This is a genomic window from Streptomyces sp. R-07 (genome assembly GCF_049913175.1).
Taxonomy (GTDB): Bacteria; Actinomycetota; Actinomycetes; order Streptomycetales; family Streptomycetaceae; genus Streptomyces.
In genome coordinates this window covers 830,794-852,941 of the sequence record NZ_CP183978.1, presented here as the reverse complement: position 1 = coordinate 852,941, position 22,148 = coordinate 830,794, and the positions used below count along the sequence as shown (strand labels likewise).

Below are 22,148 nucleotides of genomic sequence, written 5' to 3'. Positions count from 1 at the left end.
GCCCTACGGCCGGGTCGCGACGACGATCGTCGCCCACCACTCCTCGGAGGTGACGACCCGCGGCGTGAGACCGGCCGCGGACATCACCGCGAGGGCCGTCTCCGCCTGCCGCTCGCTCGTCTCCACCAGCAGGTGGCCGCCCGGCGCCAGCCACTCCGGCGCCTCGGCGGCGACCCGCCGCAGCACGTCGAGCCCGTCCGACCCGCCGTCGAGCGTCACGAGCGGCTCGTGGTCGCGGGCCTCGGGCGGCAGCAGGCCGATCTCCTCGGTCGGTACGTACGGCACGTTGGCGACCAGGACCCCGACCCGCCCCCGCAGCTCGCGCGGCAGCGGGGCGAAGAGGTCACCCTCGTACACCCGGCCGCCGCGCGGCTCCACGTTCCGCCGGGCGCAGCGGACCGCCGCCGGCTCGATGTCCGAGGCATGCACCTCCGCGCCCTCGATCTCGGCGAGCAGCACCGCGCCCGCCGCGCCGGAGCCGCAGCACAGGTCGACGCAGACGGCGCCCGGCCGGGCCAGCTCCACCGCGTGCCCGACGAGGAACTCCGTACGCCGCCGGGGCACGAAGACCCCGCCGTCGACCTCTATCCGCAGTCCGGCGAACTCGGCCCACCCCACGACGTGCTCCAGGGGCAGGCCGGAGGCCCGCCGCTCGACCATCAGGTCGAGCTCGGCGGGCCCGGCGGCCGTCGCGAGGAGCATCTCCGCCTCTTCCTCGGCGAAGACGCACCCGGCGGCCCGGAGCCGTTCGACAACCCCCAGGTCAGACAAGCTGCGCCTCGATCGCGGCCACGACCTCGGGGGCCTCCGGCTCGGTGCGCGGACGGAAACGGATGACCCGGCCGTCACGGCCGATGAGGAACTTCTCGAAGTTCCACTGCACGTCACCGGCCTCGCCCTCGGCGTCGGCGGTCTTCACCAGCTCCGAGTAGAGCGGGTGGCGGCCGTCACCGTTGACGTCCGTCTTCTCCAGGAGGGGGAAGGACACCCCGTACGTCGCCGAGCAGAAGGTCGCGATCTCGTCGGAGCTGCCCGGCTCCTGGCCCGCGAACTGGTTGCAGGGCACTCCGAGCACGGTGAAGCCGCGCTCCCCGTACTCCTTCTGCAGCCGCTCCAGACCCGCGTACTGCGGGGTCAGACCGCACTTGGAGGCGACGTTCACGACCAGGACCGCACGGTCCCGGTAGTCGGCAAGCGAGACCGGCTCACCGGTCAGGGTCTTCAGGGGGATGTCGTACAGGCTCATGGACTGCTCCTCGTCGGAATAGGGTTTGATCTCAGCATGGGAGACGAACCACTGGCAATCGCGATCGATTCCACGCCCGGGGAAGGACCGCGCCGGGTGCACTGCCGCCTCTGCGGCCGCCCCCTGACCGGCGCGGACTCGCGGCGCACGGGCCTCGGCCCCACCTGCGACGCCAAGCTGCACCCCCCGGCCCCGGACATCCGCACCCGCCGCCACGAGGTGGAGCAGGACACCCTCCCGGGCCTGGACCCGTCAGCCGGCTGAGGCGATCAGCTCGGAGTAGGCCACCCACCGCTCCTCCGGGGCGAGCGCGAGCAGCGCGACCTTCCGGCCGAGCAGCGGATCGGCGTGCCCGGCGAGCCGGGGCACGGCGTGCTCGACGAGCCAGGCCTGGAGCTCCGGCAGCAGCGCCTCGCCGTCCATGTCCCAGGGCAGGACGAACGGATCGTCCTGGAGCAGTTCGTCGATCCGGTACGCCACCCACTCGCCGAGGTGCCGATCCTCGGCACCGCCCCGGGGCGCGGCGGCCCAGACGTCCAGCAGAGGCCCCATCGAGCCATGGACGTCCAGGCACAGTTCCCAGACGGCCCCCACGGCGTACATGGGCTCCGGGTCGGCGAGTGTCTCCCGCCACCACACGTGGAGGAAGTCCTCGATCGCCTCCGCCTGCTCGGACGGCCAGTCCCGCCAGGCGGTGCGTCCGAGCCCCGTGGGCACGTACCCCGTCCCGGAGAACCGCCCTGCCGCCACGAAGGCGAGGAACTCCGGCAGCAAACGCCGGACCACGGCCGGATGGTCGTCGAAGTGGCTGGGCACCTCGTGGAAGAACTGCCGCACCAGATCGTCACCCAGGGGTGCTCTCGGCACCGCGAGCAGCGCCAGCTCCTCGGCGCCGTAGCAGTGGAGACAGCCCTCGGCGGGCGCGGTCATCCCGCCGAAGACGGCGTCGACGCGGCGCAGGGCGGAGGCAAGGGCGGGAGGGATCACGGCGTGGTCCTGACGGGACTCCGCCGACGCGATGCGCCGGGCGAAGATCGCGACGTTACCAGCCGTCAAAACCGTTGGGCCACAGGTTTCGTGACCCGCCAGGGTGAGCCGCGATGAGACAGAAACCCGAGCGACCGGAGTCCTGAACCATGTCCACCCTGCGCGTCACCGCCGAAGTCCTGACCGTCCATCCGCATCCGAACGCCGACGCCCTCGAACTCGCTCAGGTCGGGCTCTACCGGGCCGTCGTCGCCAAGGGGGTCTACCGGACGGGGGATGTCGCCGTCTACATCCCCGAGCAGGCCGTGCTGCCCCTGGCGCTCGTCGAGGAGCTGGGTCTGACCGGGCGGCTCGCCGGAGGGAACTCGGACCGGGTGAAGGCGGTGCGGCTGCGTGGCGAGTTGTCGCAGGGGATCGTGTGCCGGCCCGATGCGCTCGCCGGCACCGACCTGGAGCGGGCCGCGGCCGAGGGGGCCGATTTCGCGGAGGTGCTCGGGATCACCAAGTGGGTGCCGCCGATACCGCCGACGATGAACGGGGACGTGGAGGCAGCGCCCGACCTGCTGCCGTGGGTCGACATCGAGAACCTCCAGCGCCATCCGGACGTGTTCGCGCCCGGCGAGCCCGTCGTCCTGACGGAGAAGCTCCACGGCTCGGCCTGCCTGCTGACCTTCCACGCCGATGAGGGGCGCGTCCAGGTCTCCTCGAAGGGGTTCGGGGCGAAGGGCCTCGCGCTCCAGGAGGACCCGCGCAACCTGTACTGGCGGGCCGTCCACGGCCACGACCTCGCCGCCGTCGCCGAGCGGCTCGCGAAGCGCCTCGGCGCCCGCCGGGTCGGTCTCTTCGGCGAGGTGTACGGCTCCGGCGTGCAGGACCTCGCCTACGGCGCCGACGCCCGCTCCGAGTCCGTCGGCTATGCCCTCTTCGACGTGTCCGCCGAGATCGGGGGACAGGTGCGCTGGCTGGACCCGGAGGAGGTGTTCCAGCCCGGTGAGGTTCCGCTCGTGCCGCGGCTGTACTCCGGACCGTACGACCTCGACACGGTCCTGGCGCACGCGAGCGGCCGGGAGACCGTGTCCGGCCGTGAGGCGCACCTGCGGGAGGGCGTCGTCATCCGGCCCGTGGCCGAGCGGTACAGCCCGGTCGTCGGCGGCCGGGCCATCGCCAAGGCGGTCAGCCCGGCCTACCTGACCCGCAAGGGCGGCACCGAGTACGAGTGACCGGGGGAGGTCAGAGCTTCCTGAACAGGCCCTCCTGGACCACCGACACCAGAAGCCTGCCCTCGCGGTCGTAGATCCGGCCCCGCGCGAGTCCCCGGCCGCCCGTGGCGATCGGGGACTCCTGGTCGTACAGGAACCACTCGTCCGCCCGGAACGGCCGGTGGAACCACATCGCGTGGTCCAGCGACGCCATGTCGAAGCCGCGCGGCCCCCACAGCGGCTCCACGGGGATCCGGACCGCGTCCAGGAGCGTCATGTCCGAGGCGTACGTCAGGGCGCAGGTGTGGACCAGCGGGTCGTCGCCCAGCGGCCCGACGGCCCGCATCCACACCGCGGAGCGCGGGTCCGCGCCCTTGACCTCGTCCACGGTCCAGCGCAGCCGGTCCACGTACCGGATGTCGAAGGGCATCCGGCGGGCCATCCGGTCCAGGGACTCCGGCAGCGCGCCCAGGTGTTCGCGGACCTCGTCCGCGAGGTTCGGCAGGGTCTCCGGGTCCGTCAGGTGCCGCGGCGGCAGCTGGTGCTCGAAGGCGCCCTCCTCCGGCTTGTGGAAGGAGGCCGTCAGATTGAAGACCGTCCGGCCCTCCTGCACCGCCGTGACCCGCCGGGTCGTGAACGAGCGCCCGTCCCGCACCCGCTCCACCTGGTACACGATCGGCACGCCCGGCCGGCCCGGCCGGAGGAAGTAGGCGTGCAGCGAGTGCACCGGCCGGTCGCCCTCCGTGGTGCGGCCGGCCGCCACCAGGGCCTGCCCGGCGACCTGCCCGCCGAAGACCCGTTGCAGCGACTCCTGCGGGCTGCGCCCGCGGAAGATGTCGACCTCGATCCGCTCCAGGTCGAGCAGATCCACGAGCCTCTCGGCGGGGTTGGTCACCTCTGAACTCCTCTACAGCTGTCCGACGGACGTCACGCGGACCACCGCCCGGCCCTCTTCGTCGGAGGCCGCGAGGTCCACCTCCGCGCTGATGCCCCAGTCATGGTCGCCGTTCGGGTCGGCGAAGGTCTGCCGGACGCGCCACAGACCGTGCGCCGCGTCCTCCTCGATCGAGAGCAGCTTCGGGCCGCGCGCGTCCGGACCCGTGCCCAGGTCGTCGTACTCGTCCCAGTAGGCGTCCATCGCCTCGCCCCACGCGTCCGCGTCCCAGCCGGACTCGGCGTCCAGCTCGCCCAGCGCGTCCACGTTGTCGAGAGCCGCCAGCTCCACCCGGCGGAACATCGCGTTGCGCACCAGGACCCGGAAGGCGCGGGCGTTCGCCGTGACCGGCTTGACCTGGTCGGCCTTCTCCTGGGCCTCCTCCGCCGTCTGGACCTCCGGGTTGGCCAGCTGCTCCCACTCGTCGAGCAGCGAGGAGTCCACCTGGCGCACCATCTCGCCCAGCCAGGCGATCAGGTCCTCCAGGTCCTCGGTCTTCAGGTCGTCCGGAATGGTGTGGTCGAGCGCCTTGTACGCGCTCGCCAGGTACCGCAGGACGATGCCCTCGGTCCGCGCCAGCTCGTACCAGGAGGTGAACTCCGTGAAGGTCAGCGCCCGTTCGTACATGTCACGGATGACCGACTTCGGCGACACCGGGTGGTCGCCGACCCACGGGTGCGACTTCCGGTAGACGTTGTACGCGTGCCAGAGCAGCTCCTCCAGCGGCTTCGGGTACGAGATGTCCTGGAGCCGCTCCATCCGCTCCTCGTACTCGACGCCGTCCGCCTTCATCTGCCCGACGGCCTCCCCGCGCGCCTTGTTCTGCATCGCGTGGAGGATCTGGCGCGGGTCGTCGAGCGTCGACTCGACGACGGACACCATGTCCAGGGCGTACGAGGGGGACTCCGGGTCGAGCAGGTCGAAGGCGGCGAGCGCGAACGTCGACAGCGGCTGGTTCAGCGCGAAGTCCTGCTGGAGGTCGACCGTGAGCCGGATCGTGCGGCCCTCGGCGTCCGGGGTGTCCAGCTGCTCCACCACGCCGCCGTCGAGCAGCGAGCGGTAGATCGCGATGGCCCGGCGGATGTGCCGCAGCTGGGCCTTGCGCGGCTCGTGGTTGTCCTCCAGGAGCTTGCGCATCGCCTCGAAGGCGTTCCCCGGGCGGGCGATCACCGAGAGCAGCATGATGTTGGTGACCTTGAAGCGGGAGGTCAGCGGCTCCGGCTCGGCGGCGATGAGCTTCTCGAAGGTCGTGTCGCTCCAGGCGACGAAGCCCTCGGGGGCCTTCTTGCGGACCACCTTGCGGCGCTTCTTCGGGTCGTCGCCGGCCTTCGCGAGCGCCTTCTCGTTCTCGATGACGTGCTCGGGGGCCTGCGCCACCACGAAGCCGGCGGTGTCGAAGCCGGCCCGGCCGGCCCGGCCCGCGATCTGGTGGAACTCACGGGCGCGCAGGGTGCGCACCCGGTTGCCGTCGTACTTGGTGAGGGCGGTGAAGAGCACCGTGCGGATCGGCACGTTCACGCCGACGCCGAGGGTGTCCGTCCCGCAGATCACCTTCAGCAGGCCCGCCTGCGCCAGCTTCTCGACGAGCCGCCGGTACTTCGGCAGCATGCCCGCGTGGTGCACGCCGATGCCGTGGCGGACGTACCGCGAGAGGTTCTGGCCGAACTTGGTGGTGAAGCGGAAGTTGCCGATCAGCTCGGCGATCTGGTCCTTCTCCTCGCGCGTGCACATGTTGATGCTCATCAGCGACTGCGCGCGCTCGACGGCCTGCGCCTGGGTGAAGTGCACGATGTAGACGGGCGCCTGCTTGGTCTCCAGGAGCTCCGTCAGGGTGTCCGTGATGGGCGTGAGCCGGTACTCGTACGAGAGCGGCACCGGCCGGGTCGCCGAGCGGACCACCGAGGTCGGCTTGCCCGTGCGCCGGGTCAGGTCCTTCTCGAACATCGACACGTCGCCGAGCGTCGCCGACATGAGGATGAACTGCGCCTGGGGGAGTTCGAGCAGCGGGATCTGCCAGGCCCAGCCGCGGTCCTGCTCGGCGTAGAAGTGGAACTCGTCCATGACGACCTGGCCGATGTCGGCGTACTTGCCGTCCCGCAGGGCGATCGAGGCGAGGACCTCCGCCGTACAGCAGATGATCGGGGCGTCCGCGTTCACGGAGGCGTCTCCGGTCAGCATGCCGACGTTCTCGGTGCCGAAGAGCTTGCACAGGTCGAAGAACTTCTCCGACACCAGCGCCTTGATCGGCGCGGTGTAGAAGGTCACCTGGTCATTGGCGAGCGCCGCGAAGTGCGCACCCGCCGCGACCAGCGACTTTCCCGATCCGGTGGGTGTGGACAAGATCACGTTGGCCCCGGAGACGACCTCGATCAGCGCCTCTTCCTGGGCCGGGTAGAGCGTGATGCCCCGGTCCTCGGCCCAGGAGGAGAAGGCCTCGAAGAGGGCGTCGGGGTCGGCGGTCGGCGGCAGCTGATCGATAAGGGTCACGCCCCCATCTTGCCCGCATTCCGTTCGGATGAGGGAACCGGCCATCATCAGTCTTGATCACGGACGATAGGCTCGTCCGTCGACCGGTCGTCAACTGAGCGCCGGCAGGGGAGAAACGGGGCGGGCCAACCATGATGGGACCGGCGCACTCACTGTCCGGAGCTGCGGCCTGGCTGGGCGTCGGAGCGGCCGCGGCCGCCTTCGACCACCCGATGCCGTGGCCGGTTCTCGTCGTCGGCGCGCTCCTCTGCGCGGGCGCGGCCCTCGCGCCCGACCTCGACCACAAGTCGGCGACCATCTCCCGCGCCTTCGGTCCCGTCTCCCGGGGGCTCTGCGAGATCGTCGACAAGCTGTCGTACGCCGTCTACAAGGCCACCCGATCCTCCGCCGACCCGCGCAGGTCCGGCGGGCACCGGACCCTCACCCACACCTGGCTCTGGGCGGTCCTGATCGGCGCCGGGGCCTCCGTCGCGGCCGTCACCGGCGGCCGCTGGGCCGTCCTCGCGATCCTCTTCGTGCACCTCGTCCTCGCCGTGGAAGGCCTGCTGTGGCGGGCGGCCCGGATGTCCAGCGACGTCCTGGTCTGGCTGCTCGGCGCCACAAGCGCCTGGATCCTCGCGGGCGTCCTCGACAAGCCCGGCAACGGCGCGGACTGGTTCTTCACCGGCCCCGGCCAGGAGTACCTGTGGCTGGGCCTGCCCATCGTCCTCGGCGCCCTCGTGCACGACATCGGCGACGCCCTGACCGTCTCGGGCTGCCCGATCCTCTGGCCCATCCCCGTGGGCCGCAAGCGCTGGTACCCGATCGGCCCGCCGAAGGGCTTGCGCTTCCGGGCCGGCAGCTGGGTCGAGCTCAAGGTCCTGATGCCCGTCTTCATGCTCCTGGGCGGCGTCGGCGGGGCCTCGGCGCTGGGGTTCTTCTAGCGACTCGTGGCTGTCGCCGGTCAGCCGTCCGTACTCCTGCCGGTGCGCGGAACACCGAGGGTCGTCACCAGGCGGGACAGTTCCTCCTGGAAGAGCTTGTCCGGGCTCGCCGTCTGGCGGCCCAGGTGGCCGTACACCTCCAGGGCCACCAGTCCGTGCAGGTGGCCCCAGAGGCGCAGCGCCAGGGCCACACCGGCGGGCGGCAGGTCGGGGAAGGCCGGGCGCACCTTGTCGAGGAGTCCGGCGTCGAAGTCCGACCAGGTGAACGCGCTGTCCCGGTAGAGGGTTTCGGCGTACGGCCAGGCCGCCGCGGCGAGTCCGGCGAGCCCGGTGCACACCCGGCGGGCCGCGTCCGGGGCGGGGCCCGCCTCGGGGGCGCGGTAGCCGGGCACGGGGTCGCCGTAGACGAGGCGGAAGCCCTCGGGGTTCGTCAGGGCCCAGGCGCGGAACGCGCGGGCCCAGGCCAGGATCCGGGCGGCCGGGTCCTCCGCGGGGGCGGTGGCCCAGGCCGTCTCCACCGCGTCGGCGAGCGCCGAGTACACGTCGTCGATGAGTGTGGTGACCAGGTCGTCGCGGGTGGCGAAGTAGCCGTAGATCGCGTTGGCCGTCATGCCCATCTCGCGGGCGATGGCCCGCAGGGTGATGGCGTCGGGGCCGCCGGATGCCATCAGACGCAGGGCCGTGTCCTTGATCTCGGCCGTGGTCTCGGCCCGTAGCCGCTCGCGGCGTCCCCGTGCGGCCGGAGCAGTCCCGCTCCGTGTGTCCGATGTTCCGCTCATGCGGCCACCCTATCGGTTCCTTGGCGGGTGTATGGAAACTGCACGCCGTGAACTTCACGGCGTATAGTTTTTTCACGGCGTCACGTCAGATGTGATCACAGGGGAGAGTCATGCACATCGGAGTCATCGGAGCCACCGGCACCATCGGCAGCCGCGTCGTCGCGGAGGCACTGGAGCGCGGGCACCACATCAGGGCCTTCAGCCGCGACGCCACCGAGGCGGCGGCAGGGGAGACCCGCCGGAACATCACCTGGGCGAGCCTCGACGTCCTCGACCCCGAGGCCGTAGCCGCCGCCCTGCCCGGACTCGACGTCCTCGTCAGCGCCTTCCAGCCCGGGAACGCCGCCCGCGACCTCGCGGACACCGTGCGCCGCTCCATCGCCGACGCGGGCGTCTACGTCACCGCGGCGCGGGCCCTGCTCAAGGCGCTGGAGAACCACCCCAGGACCCGGCTGATCGTGATCGGCGGCGCGGGCAGTCTGGAGGTCGAACCCGGAGTGGTCCTCGCCGACGCGGAGGACCGTCTCCACGAGACCCTCGACGCGGTGGGCCTGCCGCGTGACTACGCGTCAGCGGTACGAGGCCACCGGGACGCCCTGGACGTGCTGCGCACCTCGAACCGCCGGTGGACCTACTTCAGCCCCGCCGAGGACATCGCGCCCGGCGAGCGCACCGGCCGCTTCCGCATCGGCGAGGACCAGCCGGTCCGTGACGCCGAGGGCCGCAGCCGCGTCTCGGCGGAGGACGCGGCCGTCGCCCTCGTCGACGAGGCGGAGCTGCCCCGTTTCGTACAGCGCCGCTTCACGATCGGCTACTGAGCGGCGCCGGGCCGGACCGTCGCACGACGGCCCGGCCCGGGTCTGCCCGGGCCCGTCGCGTCAGCCGTGCCAGGACCGCCACAGCGCCGCGTACGCCCCGTCCGCCGCGACCAGCTCGTCGTGGCTGCCGAGCTCGCTGATCCGGCCCGCCTCGACCACCGCGATCAGGTCGGCGTCGTGCGCGGTGTGCAGCCGGTGGGCGATGGCCACCACCGTGCGCCCGTCCAGGACCCGGCCGAGCGAACGCTCCAGATGCCGGGCCGCGCGCGGGTCGAGCAGCGAGGTCGCCTCGTCGAGGACCAGCGTGTGCGGGTCCGCCAGGACCAGGCGGGCCAGCGCGATCTGCTGGGCCTGCGCCGGGGTCAGCGCACGGCCGCCCGAGCCGACCTCGGTGTCCAGGCCCTCGTCCAGGCCCCGCGCCCAGCCCTCCGCGTCCACCGCGGCGAGCGCGGCCCACAGGTCGGTGTCGGTGGCCCCGGTCCTGGCCAGGAGGAGATTGTCGCGGAGGGAGCCCACGAAGACGTGGTGCTCCTGGTTGACCAGGGCCACGTGCTCGCGGACCCGCTCGGCGGGCATCCGTGACAGCTCGGCGGCGCCGAGGGTGACCGAGCCCTCCCGCGGGGCGTAGATCCCCGCGAGCAGCCGGCCCAGGGTCGACTTGCCCGCGCCGGACGGACCGACCAGGGCGAGCCGGGTGCCGGGCGCCACCTTCAGGGACACCTCGTGCAGCACGTCGACGCCCTCGCGGTAGCCGAACCGGACGTCGTCCGCCCGGACGGCCCGGCCCTCCGGCCGTACCTCCGTGTCGCCCGCGGCCGGCTCGATGTCGCGGACGCCGACCAGCCGGGCCAGCGACACCTGCGCGACCTGGAGCTCGTCGTACCAGCGGAGCACGATCCCGATCGGGTCCACCAGCATCTGCGCGAGCAGCGCGCCCGTCGTCAGCTGCCCCACGTCGATCCAGCCCTGGAGCACGAACACCCCGCCGAGCAGCAGCACCGCGCACAGCACGGTCGTATGGGTGAGGTTGACGACGGGGAAGAGCACCGAGCGCAGGAAGAGGGTGTACCTCTCCCACGCGACCCACTCCGAGATGCGCCGGTCCGACAGCGCGATCCGCCGCGCCCCGAGGCGGTGCGCCTCGACCGTGCGGCCCGCGTCGACGGTCTCGGCGAGCGCGGCGGCCACCGCCGCGTACCCCGCGGACTCCGCGCGGTACGCGGACGGCGCGCGCTTGAAGTACCACCGGGCGCCCACGATCAGCAGCGGCGCCGCGAGCAGGGCGGCGAGCGCGAGCGGCGGCGCGGTCACCGCGAGGCCGCCGAGCAGAAGGCCCGCCCAGACGACGCCGATGGCCAGCTGGGGCACGGCCTCGCGCATCGCGTTCGCCAGCCGGTCGACGTCCGTGGTGATCCGGGAGAGCAGGTCGCCCGTCCCGGCCCGTTCGAGCACGCCCGGCGGCAGGCCGACCGCGCGGACGAGGAAGTCCTCGCGCAGGTCCGCGAGCATCTCCTCGCCGAGCATCGCCCCGCGCAGCCGGACGAGCCGCACGAAGACGGTCTGGACGAGCAGCGCGACGGCGAACAGCGCGACCGTACGCTCCAGATGGAGGTCGAGCGCCCCGTCCGCGAGCCCGTCCACCACCGAACCGAGCAGATACGGTCCGGCCATCGAGGCGATCACGGCGACCGCGTTCACCCCGACGAGCAGCGCGAAAGCCCGGCGGTGCCGGCTCAGCAGCTCGCGGACGTAGCCGCGGACCGTCGCGGTCCCGGCGACGGGCAGTGTCGTCGCCGTCTTCGGGGCCGCCGGGTCGTACTCCGGCCGCGGCACCAGGCCGATCATGCCGATTCCCCTTCCAGTGCTTCGAGTTCGCCGACGCGGGGGGCCGGGGCGGCGAGTTCCTCGTCCGTCTCGCGGGTCACGACCGCGCGGTAGCGGGGCTCCGTGGCGAGCAGGTCGCGGTGCGTGCCGACGGCGACCGCCTGGCCGTCGTGGACCAGGACCACCCGGTCGGCGCGGTCCAGGAGCAGCGGCGAGGAGGCGAGGACCACGGTGGTCCTCGTCCTGCGCAGCTCCGCGATCCCGGTGGCGACGGTGGCCTCGGTGTGCGCGTCCACGGCCGAGGTGGGCTCGTCGAGGACGAGCACCTCAGGGTCGGTCACCAGGGACCGGGCCAGTGCGAGCCGCTGCCGCTGGCCGCCGGAGAGCGAGCGGCCCCGCTCGGTGATGCGGGTGCGCATCGGATCGCCGCCCGTGTCGACGGAGGCCTGCGCGAGCGCGTCGAGGACGTCGTCGCAGCGGGCGGCGGAGAGCGCCTCCCCGGCCCGGACGGCTCCCGACGCGGGCACGTCGAGCAGCTCGCGGAGGGTGCCCGAGAGCAGGACGGGGTCCTTGTCCTGGACGAGGACGACGGTACGGGCGTCCTCCAGGGGCAGTTCGTCGAGCGGCACCCCGCCGAGGAGCACCGAGGTGTGGTCGGCGTCCGGCTCGGCCGGGTGGCCGCCGAGCCGGTCCGCGAGCCGCCCGGCCACGTCCGGATCGCCGCAGACCACGGCCGTGAAGAGACCGGCCGGGGCGCGCAGCCCGGTCAGCGGGTCGTACAGGTCGCCCGTCGCCTCGCGCCGCCCGTCCTCGGCCTCCGCCGTGGTGGTCGTCGTGCGGGCCAGGGCGAGGACCCGGGCGGCCCGCTTCGCGGACGGCCGGGAGAAGGAGAAGGCCATCGCGATCTCCTCGAAGTTGCGCAGTGCGTGATGGGTGAGGGCCACCGCGCTGTAGACCGTGACCAGCTCGCCGACCTCGATCCGCCCGTCGAGCGCGAGCCGGGTCCCGTATGCCACGACGGCGATCAGCAGGAGGCCCGGCAGCACGACCTGGATGGCGGCGATCAGCGCCCACATCCGCGCACTGTGCACGGCGGCCCCGCGGACCTCCTGGGAGGCGGCGCGGTAGCGGCGGAGGAACAGCTCCTCGCCGCCGATGCCGCGCAGTACCCGCAGCCCGGCGACGGTGTCGGACGCCAGCTCGGTGGCCCGGCCCGCCTTCTCGCGCTGCACGTCCGCCCGGCGGGTCGCGCGGGGGAGCAGCGGCAGCACGGCGAGCGCGAGGACGGGGATGCCGACGGCCACCACGACACCCAGGGCGGGCTGGTAGACGACGAGGCCCACGCAGATGACCACCAGGGTGACGGCGGCCGCGGCGAACCGGGAGAGCGCCTCGACGAACCAGCCGATCTTCTCGACGTCGCCGGTGGAGACGGCCACGACCTCGCCCGCGGCGACCCGCCGGCTCAGGACGGAGCCCAGTTCGGCGGTCTTGCGGGAGAGGAGCTGCTGCACGCGGGCGGCCGCGGTGATCCAGTTGGTGACGGCGGTGCGGTGGAGCATCACGTCACCGGCCGCGATCGCCGCCCCGAGGACCACGAGCAGCACCCCGGCGAGCGCGAGCCGTCCGCCGTCGCGGTCCACGACCGCCTGCACGGCCAGGCCGACTCCGAGCGGAAGGCCGGCGATGCCCAGATGGTGCAGCAGCCCCCAGAGCAGGGACTTCACCTGCCCGCCGAGCTGTTGGCGGCCGAGCCAGAGCAGGAACCGGGTGCCCGAACGGACATCGGGGACCCCTGGGTCGGCATAGGGAAGATCTCGAATCTGCATGGCGTCCCAGGGTCTCCGGGTCTGTCTGGGGGATCGCGCGCCGGAGGTGTGCGACGGCGGGGTGGAAACCGTGCAAGGTTCGCTTTTTCGCCGGGGAGCGGCAATCGATTTTCCCCAAGGGGGAACAGATCGCGCCATGTCCGCTCATCGTCCTCTGGACCACGCCGCAGGACCGCGCTTCACTTCCGCCCCATGAGATCACTCAAGATCACGCGCGTGATCGGCGGTCTGGTGCTCGTCGCCGGCGCGCTGTTGACCGCCCATCCGGCCGCCGCCGACGGTCCGAACGGCCCGACGCCCCCCGCCGAGTTCACCAGCGACTGGCACGACCCGGTCACCGCCGCCCCGCCCGTCGACACCCCCGGGACCCGCAGCTGCGAGGTCACCCTCGCCGCCGCCCAGTTCCGCGACTTCACCCCCTACCAGGGGAGTTACACCCCGCCGAAGGAGTGCGGCACGGGCGCCCGCTGGAACAAGGTCGTCCTGCGCCTCGACGGACAGGTCAAGGGCCGTCAGTACGACCGTCTGGGCTACCTCACCCTCGGCGGCGTCGAGCTCCTCCGCACCTCCACCCCCGAGCCCTCTCCCGACGGCATCAGCTGGTCCGTCGAGAAGGACGTCACCCGCTACCGCGACACGCTCAGCCGCCCGCAGCCGGTCGAGATGCTCATCGGCAATGTCGTGAACGAGACGTACACCGGTGTCATCGACGTCCGCGTGACCCTCACCTTCCACACCGCCGAGGGCCGCGTGAAGCCCGCCGCCGGCACGCCCGACCGGGTCGTCCCGCTCGCCGGCGCCACCCTCACCACCCCGCGCAACACCGAACGCGTCCTCGCCGAGGTGTACGCCACCGGATCCGGCGGGGGCTGCGAGGAGTTCTGGTACCTCACCGTCCCCGACGCCGCTCCGTACTCCTGCAAGGCCACGGACGGGCCCTACCGGGAGGTGCGGATCTCCGTCGACGGCAAGGTCGCCGGCATCGCGGCCCCGTTCCCGCACGTGTGGACCGGCGGCTGGTCCAACCCCTTCCTCTGGTACGTGACGCCCGCGCCGCGCGCCTTCGACGTGCAGCCGATCGTCTACGACCTCACGCCCTTCGCCGCCCTGTTCAACGACGGCGCGGCCCACCGCGTCGAGGTCTCCGTCGCCGGCGTCCCCGCCGGGCAGTCCGGCTGGAGCGTCCCCACCAACGTGCTCCTCTGGCAGGACGAGGGCAGCGAGGTCGTCACCGGCGCCCTGGACCGGCACGAGCTCGGCACCCCGCGCAACTCCGCCGTGTACACGGCCGGTTCGCCGGACGTCCTGGAGACCACGGGCGGCGACACGCTCACCGTCGCCGGGCACCTGAACACCTCGCACGGCCGTGTCGCGACGACCGTCACCCGTACCGTCGACCACCGCTCCACCCACCGCTGGGGCGCCGACGAGAACCCGGACGCGCTGACCGCCCGCTGGAGCGACGACGAGACCGTGACCGTCGGCCGGACCGCGACCCACACCCGGCGCACGTACACCATGGACGGCGAGATCGGCGTCGACGCCGCGAACCGCCTGCGGACCGAACTCACCGTCGGCGACCGCGCCGCCGTCGACGTCGTCCGGGCCGGCAAGCGGCTGTCCTGGTCGCGCCTGGACGACACGTACACCGGCGACGCCTCCTTCAACCTCGGCGTCCCGCGCGACCAGCGGCACGCGGTCGGCACCAGCACCGAGCGCTACCGCCTGTACGGCTCCGCCGGCTGCTACGACCGGAGCCTGACGTCCGTCCAGGGCACGGTCACCGAGGACCTGCGGCGCTGCTGAACACGACGGTGCCGGCCCCTCGTCCCCGAGGGGCCGGGCCGTACCGCCGGTCAGGCCGGCTTCGCCGAGTCCACGCCCGAGCGGGCCTTGCGCCACTCGCCGCGCGTGAAGTCGGGGATCTCCTGCGGCGCCCCGTTCGCCTTGATCGAGGCGTGGCTCAGCGGCACCGGCGCCGTCCAGGTGGCGGCGTCGTACACGTCGAAGTCCGGCGGGAGACCCAGCTGGAGACACTGCGTCAGGCGGTAGAGCATGATGTAGTCCATGCCGCCGTGGCCGCCCGGCGGATTGGCGTGCTCCTTCCACAGCCAGTGGTCGTACTCGGCCGCGTACGCCGCGAAGTCGCCCCACGCGTCGTCCTTGTGGTCCGGCTCCAGATAGATCCGGGCCGGGTAGTCCTCGAAGACTCCCCGCGTCCCGCCCAGGCTGTTGATCCTGCTGTACGGGTGCGGGGTGGAGACGTCGTGCTCCAGGCGGATCAGCCGGCCCTTGGCCGTCCGGACCATGCTGATCGTCCGGTCGCTCTCGATGTACGTCTCCTTCCAGCTCGGGTCGCCGGGAGGCATGTGCGCCGCGCGGTACTCGGCGAGCCCCAGGGCGGGGGTCCCGAAGCTGCTGATGCTCACCACCCGGTCGCCCCGGTTGACGTCCATGTAGTTGGCGACCGGACCGAAGCCGTGGTTGGGGTAGAGGTCCCCGCGCAGCCGCGTGTGCCACAGCCGGCGCCAGGGCCCCTCGTAGTACGTCGGAGAGAACATCAGGCCGCGCAGGTCGTGGTTGTACGCGCCCGCGCCGTGCAGCAGCTCCCCGAACCGGCCGGCGTGCGCCATCCGCAGCACCCGCATCTCGTTCCGTCCGTAGCAGCAGTTCTCCAGCTGCATGCAGTGGCGGCGGGTCTGCTCCGACAGGTCGACCAGCTCCCACAGCTCTTCGAGGCGCATCGCGATCGGGCACTCCACGCCGACGTGCTTGCCGTTCAGCATCGCGGCGCGGGCGATGGCGAAATGACTGTCCCAGGGCGTGGCGACATGGACGAAGTCGATGTCGGTGCGGGCACAGAGGTTCTCGTAGTCCTCCTCGCCGTGGGTGTACACGGCGGGCGCGGGCTGCCCCGCGGCGACGACCTTCGCGGCGGCCTGCTCGGCCTTCTCGCGCACCGGGTCGCAGACCGCGACCACCCGCACCCAGGGCAGGGCGAGATAGAGGCCGATCATGCTGCCGCCCCGGTTGCCGAGGCCGACGAGCCCGACGCGGACGATGGCGCGGCCCTCGAAGGGGACCCCGGCCATGGTGGCGCCCCGGCGCTTCGGCACGGCCGCCGCCGCTGACACCGAGGGAGCCGATCCGGTGGCGGCGCCGGCGGTCTGCCCGCCGCCCGCGACGGCGATGCCGAGTCCCGCCCCGGCCGCTCCCGCCGTGGTCCTGAGGACCTTTCGGCGGCTCGGGGTGTGCGGGGTCTGCTCGTTCATGGAACCTCCCGGAGCTGTGTGCACGGTTGTTTCATGGAGCCCGCACAGGACCCTCGCCCCGGTGGCCGACGGTGCGCAAGGGCGCCGATAGGACTCTCGCGACGGGTGGTTGGACTTTACTGTTCCGGTTCCCCCGTCGAGCCGCACCGGCCGCCGATGATCACCCGAACATACGAAGGGCCCCTCACCGCTCGGGGTGAGGGGCCCTGGTCGCCCGGGGATAAGGCGGGCTGACGGCAGGTCAGGGACGGGTGGCGTGCTCCAGGCCGAGGAGCACCGATCCGTAGCTCCGGCCCGTCGCCCGGTCCATCCCGATCTCGCACATCCGATTGGCCGAGAAATGCGCGTCGAACGGGCGGGACATGACCTCCGCCGCCTCGCGGGCCGTCGCCGAGGCCGTCAACTCCGGGTGCAGCATCCCCCGGTCCCCGGCGAAGGCGCAGCAGCCCGCGTCGACCGGGACGACGACCTCCTCCGCACACGCCTCGGCGAGCACGGTGAGCTTCTCCTCGTCGCCCAGGTGCCGCATCGAGCAGGTCGGATGGACCACGGCCGAGGCGACCCGGCGCCGGACGTCGAGCCGGGGGAGCAGCTCGTCCGCCGCCCACACCAGCGAGTCGAGGACGGTCAGTTCGGCGTGCAGCTCCCGGTTGTCCTCCGTCAGGTACGGCACCACCTCGTGCGCGATGCCCAGGGTGCACGAGGAGGCGTCCACCACGAGCGGCAGCTTCCCGCCCGCCGTCCACCCCCACGCGGCCTCGACGATCCGGTTCGCCATCACCTCGTTCCCCCGCTCGTACCCCTTCGAGTGCCAGATCGTCGCGCAGCACGTTCCGGCCACGTCGTCCGGGATCCACACCGGCAGCCCGGCCCGCGCGGACACCGCGACGACGGCCTCCGGGAGCGAGGGCCCCCGCGCGCCCTCCGGGTCGCCGAAGATCCGGTTCACACAGGCCGGGTAGTAGACGGCGACCGCCGCCGGACGGTGCGTGCGGGGCAGCCGCCGCGCCGCCGCGCCGGGGACCTCCGGCAGCCACTCCGGTACGAGGTCGGGGCGGACGGCCTTGCGGGCCAGGCCCGTCACCGATTCCAGGACGCGGTCGCCGATCCGGTCCGCGGCGGCGACGGCGAGCCGCGCGGAGGCCTCCACCGCGCGGAAGTTCTTCGCGGTCAGCGCGGCGATCCGCTCCTCGCGCGACGAGTGCCGCTCGTGCCGGAACTCCTTCATGAGCGCCCCCGTGTCGATCCCGACCGGGCAGGCCAGCTTGCACGTGGAGTCCCCGGCGCAGGTGTCGACGGCGTCGTAGCCGTACGACTCCAGGAGCCGGGCCTCGACGGGGGAGCCGTCGGACTGGCGCATCATCTCCCGGCGCAGCACGATCCGCTGCCGCGGAGTGGTCGTCAGGTCGTGGCTGGGGCAGGTCGGTTCGCAGAAGCCGCACTCGATGCAGGGGTCGGCGATCCGCTCCACCGCGGGGATCGTCTTCAGGCCACGCAGATGGGCCTGCGGGTCGCGGTCCAGGACGATCCGGGGGGCGAGCACACCGGCGGGGTCGATGGCCTCCTTGACCCGCCACATCAGATCGGTCGCCTTCGTCCCCCACTCCAGCTCCAGGAAGGGCGCGATGTTGCGGCCGGTGGCGTGCTCCGCCTTCAGCGAGCCGTCGAAGCGCTCCACGGTCAGCTTGCAGAACTCGTCCATGAAGGCCGCGTACCGCTCGACGTCGGAGGGGTCGGCCGCGTCGAAGGCGAGCAGGAAGTGGAGGTTGCCGTGGGCCGCGTGGCCGGCCACGGCCGCGTCGAAGCCGTGCCGCGCCTGGAGGTCGAGCAGCGAGGCACAGGCCTCCGCGAGCCGGTCCGGCGGCACCGCGAAGTCCTCGGTGATCAGGGTCGTACCGGAGGGGCGGGAGCCGCCGACCGCCGTCACGAAGGCCTTGCGGGCCTTCCAGTAGCCGGAGATCCGGCCCGGGTCCCGGGTGAACGCGTTCTCCACGGAGGCCACCGGGGCGACCAGGTCCAGGCCGGCGAGCACGGCCTCCGCCGCCCGCTCGTACGCCTCCAGGGCCGGCCGGTCCGGGGCCCGGAACTCGACCAGGAGCGCCGCCGTCTCCTTCGGCAGCTCCGCCCAGTCGGCGGGCACGCCCGCCACGCTGACCGAGGCCCGCAGCGTGTTGCCGTCCATCAGTTCGACGGCAAGCGCCCCGGCCTCGTTGAACAGGGGCACGGCCGCGGCGGCGGCCGGCAGCGAGGGGAAGAACAGCAGGGCCGTGGACACCTCGCGGTCCAGCGGCAGGGTGTCGAAGACGACCTCGGAGATGAAGCCGAAGGTGCCCTCGGAGCCGACCATCAGACCGCGCAGGATCCGCACCGGGGTGTCGCCGTCGAGGAAGGCGTCGAGCCGGTAGCCGTTGGTGTTCTTGATCGCGTACTTGGCGCGGATCCGGGCGGTCAGCTCGGTGTCCGCCTCGATCTCCGCCTTCAGCGCCATCAGCTCCGCGCACAGCCTCGGCTCGGCGTGCGCGAGCTCCTCGTCGGCGTCCGGGTCCGCCGTGTCGACCACGGTCCCGGACGGCAGCACGACGGTGAGGGAGGAGACGGTCCGGTACGAGTTCCGGGTGGTGCCGGCCGTCATGCCCGAGGCGTTGTTGGCGACGACCCCGCCGATCGTGCAGGCGATCGCGCTGGCCGGATCGGGCCCCAGGACCCGCCCGTGCGGGGCGAGCGCGGCGTTGGCCCGCACCACGGTGGTGCCGGGCCGGATCCGGGCCCGGGCTCCGCCGTCCAGGACCTCGACGCCCGCCCAGTGGCGGCGCACGTCGACCAGGATGTCCTCGCCCTGCGCCTGCCCGTTGAGGCTGGTCCCGGCGGCCCGGAAGACCACCTCGCGGCCCTTGCCGTGGGCGTACGACAGGACGGTGGAGATGTCGTCGATGTCCTCGGCGACCACGACGACCTGCGGGACGAAGCGGTACGGGCTCGCGTCCGAGGCGTAGCGCACCAGGTCGGAGATCTTCGACAGGACCTTCCCCCGCCCGAGGAGCTCGGTGAGCTCCTCGCGCAGCCGCCGCGGCGTGCCCCGGGCCTGGAGCTCCGGCACGCGGTCCGGGGCGGGGGTCCGCTTCGTACCGGGACGGAGGGCCTGCGGGTTCGGCTCGAGCAGCGGCATGTCACGGCTCCCCTTCGGCGCGTCCCCGCACCCGACGGGTCAGCAGCCGCGCTCCGGGCCGGGGTCGACCAGGGCGGACAGCAGACCTTCGAGCACCTCGCGCTGATCGACGGTCAATGGAGCAAGGATGTCCTCTGCGGCGGCCCGGCGCGCGCTGCGCAGCTCGCGCAGCGTGGCGCGGCCCGTGTCGGTGAGCTCGATCCGCACCACCCGGCGGTTGCTCGGGTCGGGCACGCGGCGCACCCGGTCGCCGGCTTCCAGGCCGTCGACGAGACTGGTGACGGCCCTCGGGACGACCTCCAGGCGGGCCGCGAGGTCGGCCATCCGGGGCGGCTCCCCGAAGTGCGCGACCGTGCGCAGCAGCCGGGACTGCGCGGGTGTGATGCCGACCGGCTCCAGGTGGCGCTTCTGGATGCGGTGCAGGCGCCGGGTGAGCCGCAGCAGCTGCTCGGCGAGAAGCCCGTCGGTGTCGGTCCCGCGCGGACGGTCGGAGGTGCTCATGCGGGAACAATATCAGGACCATGTTCATTGTGAGCATAGGTAACAATGAGCTAGGGTCTCATCGACCGTCGAACCTCCCGAAGGAGCCCATGCGCCCCCACGACCAGTCCGACTGGACGCCCCCGCCCCGCGACTCCGGCCAGCCCAAGGAGCCCGCCCAGGTGCGGCGGATCCTGCGGCTCTTCCACCCCTACCGTGCGCGCCTCGCGCTCGTCGGCCTCCTGGTCGGCGCCGCCTCGCTCGTCTCGGTCGCCTCACCGTTCCTCCTCCGGGAGATCCTGGACGTCGCGATCCCCCAGGGCCGCACCGGGCTGCTCAGTCTGCTCGCCCTCGGCATGATCGCCACCGCCGTCCTGACCAGCGTCTTCGGCGTGCTCCAGACCCTCATCTCGACCACCGTCGGCCAGCGCGTCATGCACGACCTGCGCACCGGGGTCTACGAGCAGCTCCAGCGGATGCCGCTCGCCTTCTTCACGCGCACGCGTACGGGCGAGGTCCAGTCCCGCATCGCCAACGACATCGGCGGCATGCAGGCGACCGTGACCTCCACGGCCACCTCCCTCGTCTCCAACCTCACCGCCGTCGTCGCGACCGTCGTCGCCATGCTCGCCCTCGACTGGCGCCTCACCCTCGTCTCGCTGCTCCTGCTGCCCGTCTTCGTCTGGATCAGCCGGCGCGTCGGCCGCGAGCGCAAGAAGATCACCACCCAGCGCCAGAAGCAGATGGCCGCCATGGCCGCGACCGTCACCGAGTCCCTCTCGGTCAGCGGCATCCTGCTGGGCCGCACCATGGGCCGTGCCGACTCGCTGACCAGGTCCTTCGCCGAGGAGTCCGAGCGCCTCGTCGACCTGGAGGTGCGCTCCTCGATGGCCGGACGGTGGCGGATGTCCACCATCGGCATCGTCATGGCCGCCATGCCCGCCCTGATCTACTGGGCCGCCGGCATCGCCCTCGGCTCGGGCGGCTCGGAGATCTCGCTCGGCACGCTCGTCGCCTTCGTCTCGCTCCAGCAGGGCCTCTTCCGGCCCGCCGTCAGCCTGCTCTCCACCGGGGTGCAGATGCAGACGTCCCTCGCGCTCTTCCAGCGCATCTTCGAGTACCTCGACCTGCCCGTCGACATCACCGAACCCGACGAGCCGGTCCGGCTGCCGAAGATCCGCGGCGAGGTCTCCTTCGAGAAGGTCGAGTTCCACTACGACCCCGAGGGGCAGAGCCGCCCGACCCTGGACGGCATCGACCTGACCGTCCCCGCCGGCGGCAGCCTGGCCGTCGTCGGCCCCACCGGCTCCGGCAAGTCCACCCTCAGCTACCTCGTGCCCCGGCTGTACGACGTCACCGGCGGCCGCGTCACCCTCGACGGGGTCGACGTGCGCGACCTGGACTTCGACACCCTCGCCCGCGCGGTCGGCGTCGTCTCCCAGGAGACGTACCTCTTCCACGCCTCCGTGGCCGACAACCTCCGCTTCGCCAAGCCGGACGCCACCGACGAGGAGATCGAGGCCGCCGCGCGCGCCGCCCAGATCCACGAGCACATCGCCTCGCTCCCCGAGGGGTACGACACCCTCGTCGGCGAGCGCGGCTACCGCTTCTCCGGCGGCGAGAAGCAGCGCCTCGCCATCGCGCGCACCATCCTGCGCGACCCGCCGGTACTGATCCTCGACGAGGCGACCAGCGCCCTCGACACCCGCACCGAGCACGCGGTGCAGCGCGCCATCGACGCCCTGTCGGCCGGCCGCACCACCATCACCATCGCGCACCGGCTCTCCACCGTCCGCGACGCCGACCAGATCGTCGTCCTCGAAGCGGGCCGGATCGCGGAGCGCGGCACCCACGAGGAACTGCTCGCCCGCGACGGGCGGTACGCGGCCCTGGTCCGCCGCGACGCCCGCACCGAACAGGCGAACGTGGGAGCGGTTGTTCCCCAGAACGTGTGATCGTGCCGGGATTCGTTGCCCGGCCCCCGTACGGCATCGGAAGATTACGGAGTGCGAGCGACGGGCTGCAGACCGCGACCGCACCGTCCCACTGATGTACCTGTACGAGGAGAAGCACCATCATGAACGTCATCACCGACCTGCTCGCCGGCGTCTTCCACTTCCTGGGATGGCTCGTCTGACGATCGCAGTGCCCGGCGCCGTCGGCCCCCCGTCCCAGGGGGCCGGCGGCGCCGCCGCGTGCGCGGG

17 protein-coding genes are annotated in these 22,148 nt (G+C 72.6%); 6 read left to right on the top strand and 11 right to left on the bottom strand.

Translation table 11 applies throughout. From position 1 onward, the window contains the following. Window positions 1-3: 3 nt before the first annotated feature. Together ACN9M0_RS03950 and ACN9M0_RS03945 are read right to left on the bottom strand one after the other, a co-directional pair. Entirely contained in the window at window positions 4-771 is a 768-nt protein-coding gene (locus ACN9M0_RS03950) for a putative protein N(5)-glutamine methyltransferase (protein ID WP_366035472.1), read from the bottom strand. Then, entirely contained in the window at window positions 764-1,246 is a 483-nt protein-coding gene (locus ACN9M0_RS03945) for a glutathione peroxidase (protein WP_366035471.1), read from the bottom strand. Before ACN9M0_RS03945 ends, ACN9M0_RS03950 begins: the two co-directional genes overlap by 8 nt. 36 nt (window positions 1,247-1,282) lie before the next feature. Between ACN9M0_RS03945 and ACN9M0_RS03940 the strand changes: the two genes are divergently transcribed. Further along, window positions 1,283-1,510 (top strand): DUF6011 domain-containing protein, encoded by a 228-nt coding sequence (locus tag ACN9M0_RS03940; RefSeq protein ID WP_366035470.1) that lies wholly within the window; start codon window positions 1,283-1,285, stop codon window positions 1,508-1,510. On the opposite strand, the gene ACN9M0_RS03935 is transcribed toward ACN9M0_RS03940, so the two are convergent. Beyond that, a complete protein-coding gene (locus ACN9M0_RS03935) occupies window positions 1,499-2,233 on the bottom strand; it encodes a hypothetical protein (protein WP_399699747.1) in 735 nt (244 codons plus the stop codon). The two genes, ACN9M0_RS03940 and ACN9M0_RS03935, sit on opposite strands and share 12 nt — an antisense overlap. 149 nt (window positions 2,234-2,382) lie before the next feature. On the opposite strand from ACN9M0_RS03935, the gene ACN9M0_RS03930 reads away from it, so the two are divergent. Further along, a complete protein-coding gene (locus ACN9M0_RS03930) occupies window positions 2,383-3,453 on the top strand; it encodes an RNA ligase (ATP) (RefSeq protein ID WP_426403116.1) in 1,071 nt (356 codons plus the stop codon). Window positions 3,454-3,463: 10 nt separating this feature from the next. Here the strand turns inward: ACN9M0_RS03930 and ACN9M0_RS03925 are convergent, their stop codons facing one another. Together ACN9M0_RS03925 and ACN9M0_RS03920 are read right to left on the bottom strand one after the other, a co-directional pair. Beyond that, a complete protein-coding gene (locus ACN9M0_RS03925) occupies window positions 3,464-4,327 on the bottom strand; it encodes an acyl-CoA thioesterase (RefSeq protein ID WP_366035467.1) in 864 nt (287 codons plus the stop codon). Between the two features lie 12 nt (window positions 4,328-4,339). Then, on the bottom strand, window positions 4,340-6,901 hold the full coding sequence (locus ACN9M0_RS03920) for a DEAD/DEAH box helicase (RefSeq protein ID WP_366035466.1): 2,562 nt from the start codon (window positions 6,899-6,901) through the stop codon (window positions 4,340-4,342). Window positions 6,902-6,984: 83 nt separating this feature from the next. Here ACN9M0_RS03920 and ACN9M0_RS03915 point away from each other — a divergent pair, with 83 nt between their 5' ends. Then, entirely contained in the window at window positions 6,985-7,776 is a 792-nt protein-coding gene (locus ACN9M0_RS03915) for a metal-dependent hydrolase (RefSeq protein ID WP_366035465.1), read from the top strand. 20 nt (window positions 7,777-7,796) lie between these two features. Here the strand turns inward: ACN9M0_RS03915 and ACN9M0_RS03910 are convergent, their stop codons facing one another. Then, window positions 7,797-8,555: a TetR/AcrR family transcriptional regulator gene (locus ACN9M0_RS03910; RefSeq protein ID WP_366035464.1), complete on the bottom strand. Its 759-nt coding sequence runs from the start codon at window positions 8,553-8,555 to the stop codon at window positions 7,797-7,799. 110 nt (window positions 8,556-8,665) lie between these two features. On the opposite strand from ACN9M0_RS03910, the gene ACN9M0_RS03905 reads away from it, so the two are divergent. Beyond that, window positions 8,666-9,373, top strand: a complete 708-nt coding sequence (locus ACN9M0_RS03905) for an NAD(P)-dependent oxidoreductase (RefSeq protein WP_426403115.1) — start codon at window positions 8,666-8,668, stop codon at window positions 9,371-9,373. Window positions 9,374-9,433: 60 nt separating this feature from the next. Here the strand turns inward: ACN9M0_RS03905 and ACN9M0_RS03900 are convergent, their stop codons facing one another. Both ACN9M0_RS03900 and ACN9M0_RS03895 read right to left on the bottom strand, forming a co-directional pair. After that, window positions 9,434-11,218, bottom strand: a complete 1,785-nt coding sequence (locus ACN9M0_RS03900) for an ABC transporter ATP-binding protein (protein WP_426403114.1) — start codon at window positions 11,216-11,218, stop codon at window positions 9,434-9,436. Further along, window positions 11,215-13,026: an ABC transporter transmembrane domain-containing protein gene (locus tag ACN9M0_RS03895; protein ID WP_426403113.1), complete on the bottom strand. Its 1,812-nt coding sequence runs from the start codon at window positions 13,024-13,026 to the stop codon at window positions 11,215-11,217. The genes ACN9M0_RS03900 and ACN9M0_RS03895 overlap by 4 nt, the downstream gene beginning before the upstream one ends. Window positions 13,027-13,218: 192 nt before the next feature. On the opposite strand from ACN9M0_RS03895, the gene ACN9M0_RS03890 reads away from it, so the two are divergent. Continuing rightward, window positions 13,219-14,832 (top strand): peptide-N4-asparagine amidase, encoded by a 1,614-nt coding sequence (locus ACN9M0_RS03890; protein WP_366035460.1) that lies wholly within the window; start codon window positions 13,219-13,221, stop codon window positions 14,830-14,832. A gap of 50 nt (window positions 14,833-14,882) precedes the next feature. On the opposite strand, the gene ACN9M0_RS03885 is transcribed toward ACN9M0_RS03890, so the two are convergent. The 3 genes from ACN9M0_RS03885 to ACN9M0_RS03875 form a co-directional block, all read right to left on the bottom strand. Continuing rightward, a complete protein-coding gene (locus ACN9M0_RS03885; protein WP_366035459.1) occupies window positions 14,883-16,298 on the bottom strand; it encodes a Gfo/Idh/MocA family protein in 1,416 nt (471 codons plus the stop codon). A gap of 241 nt (window positions 16,299-16,539) precedes the next feature. Next, complete coding sequence (locus ACN9M0_RS03880; RefSeq protein WP_399699729.1) at window positions 16,540-19,464, bottom strand: FAD-binding and (Fe-S)-binding domain-containing protein; 2,925 nt, start codon at window positions 19,462-19,464, stop codon at window positions 16,540-16,542. Window positions 19,465-19,503: 39 nt separating this feature from the next. Then, window positions 19,504-19,965 carry a MarR family winged helix-turn-helix transcriptional regulator gene (locus ACN9M0_RS03875; protein ID WP_366035457.1) on the bottom strand — a complete coding sequence of 154 codons (462 nt, stop codon included), beginning with the start codon at window positions 19,963-19,965 and terminating at the stop codon, window positions 19,504-19,506. Between the two features lie 89 nt (window positions 19,966-20,054). Here ACN9M0_RS03875 and ACN9M0_RS03870 point away from each other — a divergent pair, with 89 nt between their 5' ends. Beyond that, window positions 20,055-21,899, top strand: coding sequence for an ABC transporter ATP-binding protein (locus ACN9M0_RS03870; protein ID WP_366035456.1), 1,845 nt, complete (start codon window positions 20,055-20,057; stop codon window positions 21,897-21,899). Window positions 21,900-22,148 lie beyond the last annotated feature (249 nt).

What these genes read in the sequence shown, in the direction of transcription:
- ACN9M0_RS03910 (WP_366035464.1), bottom strand. Translation starts at nt 8,555, where the DNA reads ATGAGCGGAACATCGGACACACGGAGCGGGACTGCTCCGGCCGCACGG.
- ACN9M0_RS03920 (WP_366035466.1), bottom strand. Translation starts at nt 6,901, where the DNA reads ATGATGGCCGGTTCCCTCATCCGAACGGAATGCGGGCAAGATGGGGGC.
- ACN9M0_RS03890 (WP_366035460.1), top strand. Translation starts at nt 13,219, where the DNA reads ATGAGATCACTCAAGATCACGCGCGTGATCGGCGGTCTGGTGCTCGTC.
- ACN9M0_RS03875 (WP_366035457.1), bottom strand. Translation starts at nt 19,965, where the DNA reads ATGAGCACCTCCGACCGTCCGCGCGGGACCGACACCGACGGGCTTCTC.
- ACN9M0_RS03885 (WP_366035459.1), bottom strand. Translation starts at nt 16,298, where the DNA reads ATGAACGAGCAGACCCCGCACACCCCGAGCCGCCGAAAGGTCCTCAGG.
- ACN9M0_RS03895 (WP_426403113.1), bottom strand. Translation starts at nt 13,026, where the DNA reads ATGCAGATTCGAGATCTTCCCTATGCCGACCCAGGGGTCCCCGATGTC.
- ACN9M0_RS03870 (WP_366035456.1), top strand. Translation starts at nt 20,055, where the DNA reads ATGCGCCCCCACGACCAGTCCGACTGGACGCCCCCGCCCCGCGACTCC.
- ACN9M0_RS03915 (WP_366035465.1), top strand. Translation starts at nt 6,985, where the DNA reads ATGATGGGACCGGCGCACTCACTGTCCGGAGCTGCGGCCTGGCTGGGC.
- ACN9M0_RS03900 (WP_426403114.1), bottom strand. Translation starts at nt 11,218, where the DNA reads ATGATCGGCCTGGTGCCGCGGCCGGAGTACGACCCGGCGGCCCCGAAG.
- ACN9M0_RS03930 (WP_426403116.1), top strand. Translation starts at nt 2,383, where the DNA reads ATGTCCACCCTGCGCGTCACCGCCGAAGTCCTGACCGTCCATCCGCAT.
- ACN9M0_RS03940 (WP_366035470.1), top strand. Translation starts at nt 1,283, where the DNA reads ATGGGAGACGAACCACTGGCAATCGCGATCGATTCCACGCCCGGGGAA.
- ACN9M0_RS03880 (WP_399699729.1), bottom strand. Translation starts at nt 19,464, where the DNA reads ATGCCGCTGCTCGAGCCGAACCCGCAGGCCCTCCGTCCCGGTACGAAG.
- ACN9M0_RS03905 (WP_426403115.1), top strand. Translation starts at nt 8,666, where the DNA reads ATGCACATCGGAGTCATCGGAGCCACCGGCACCATCGGCAGCCGCGTC.
- ACN9M0_RS03945 (WP_366035471.1), bottom strand. Translation starts at nt 1,246, where the DNA reads ATGAGCCTGTACGACATCCCCCTGAAGACCCTGACCGGTGAGCCGGTC.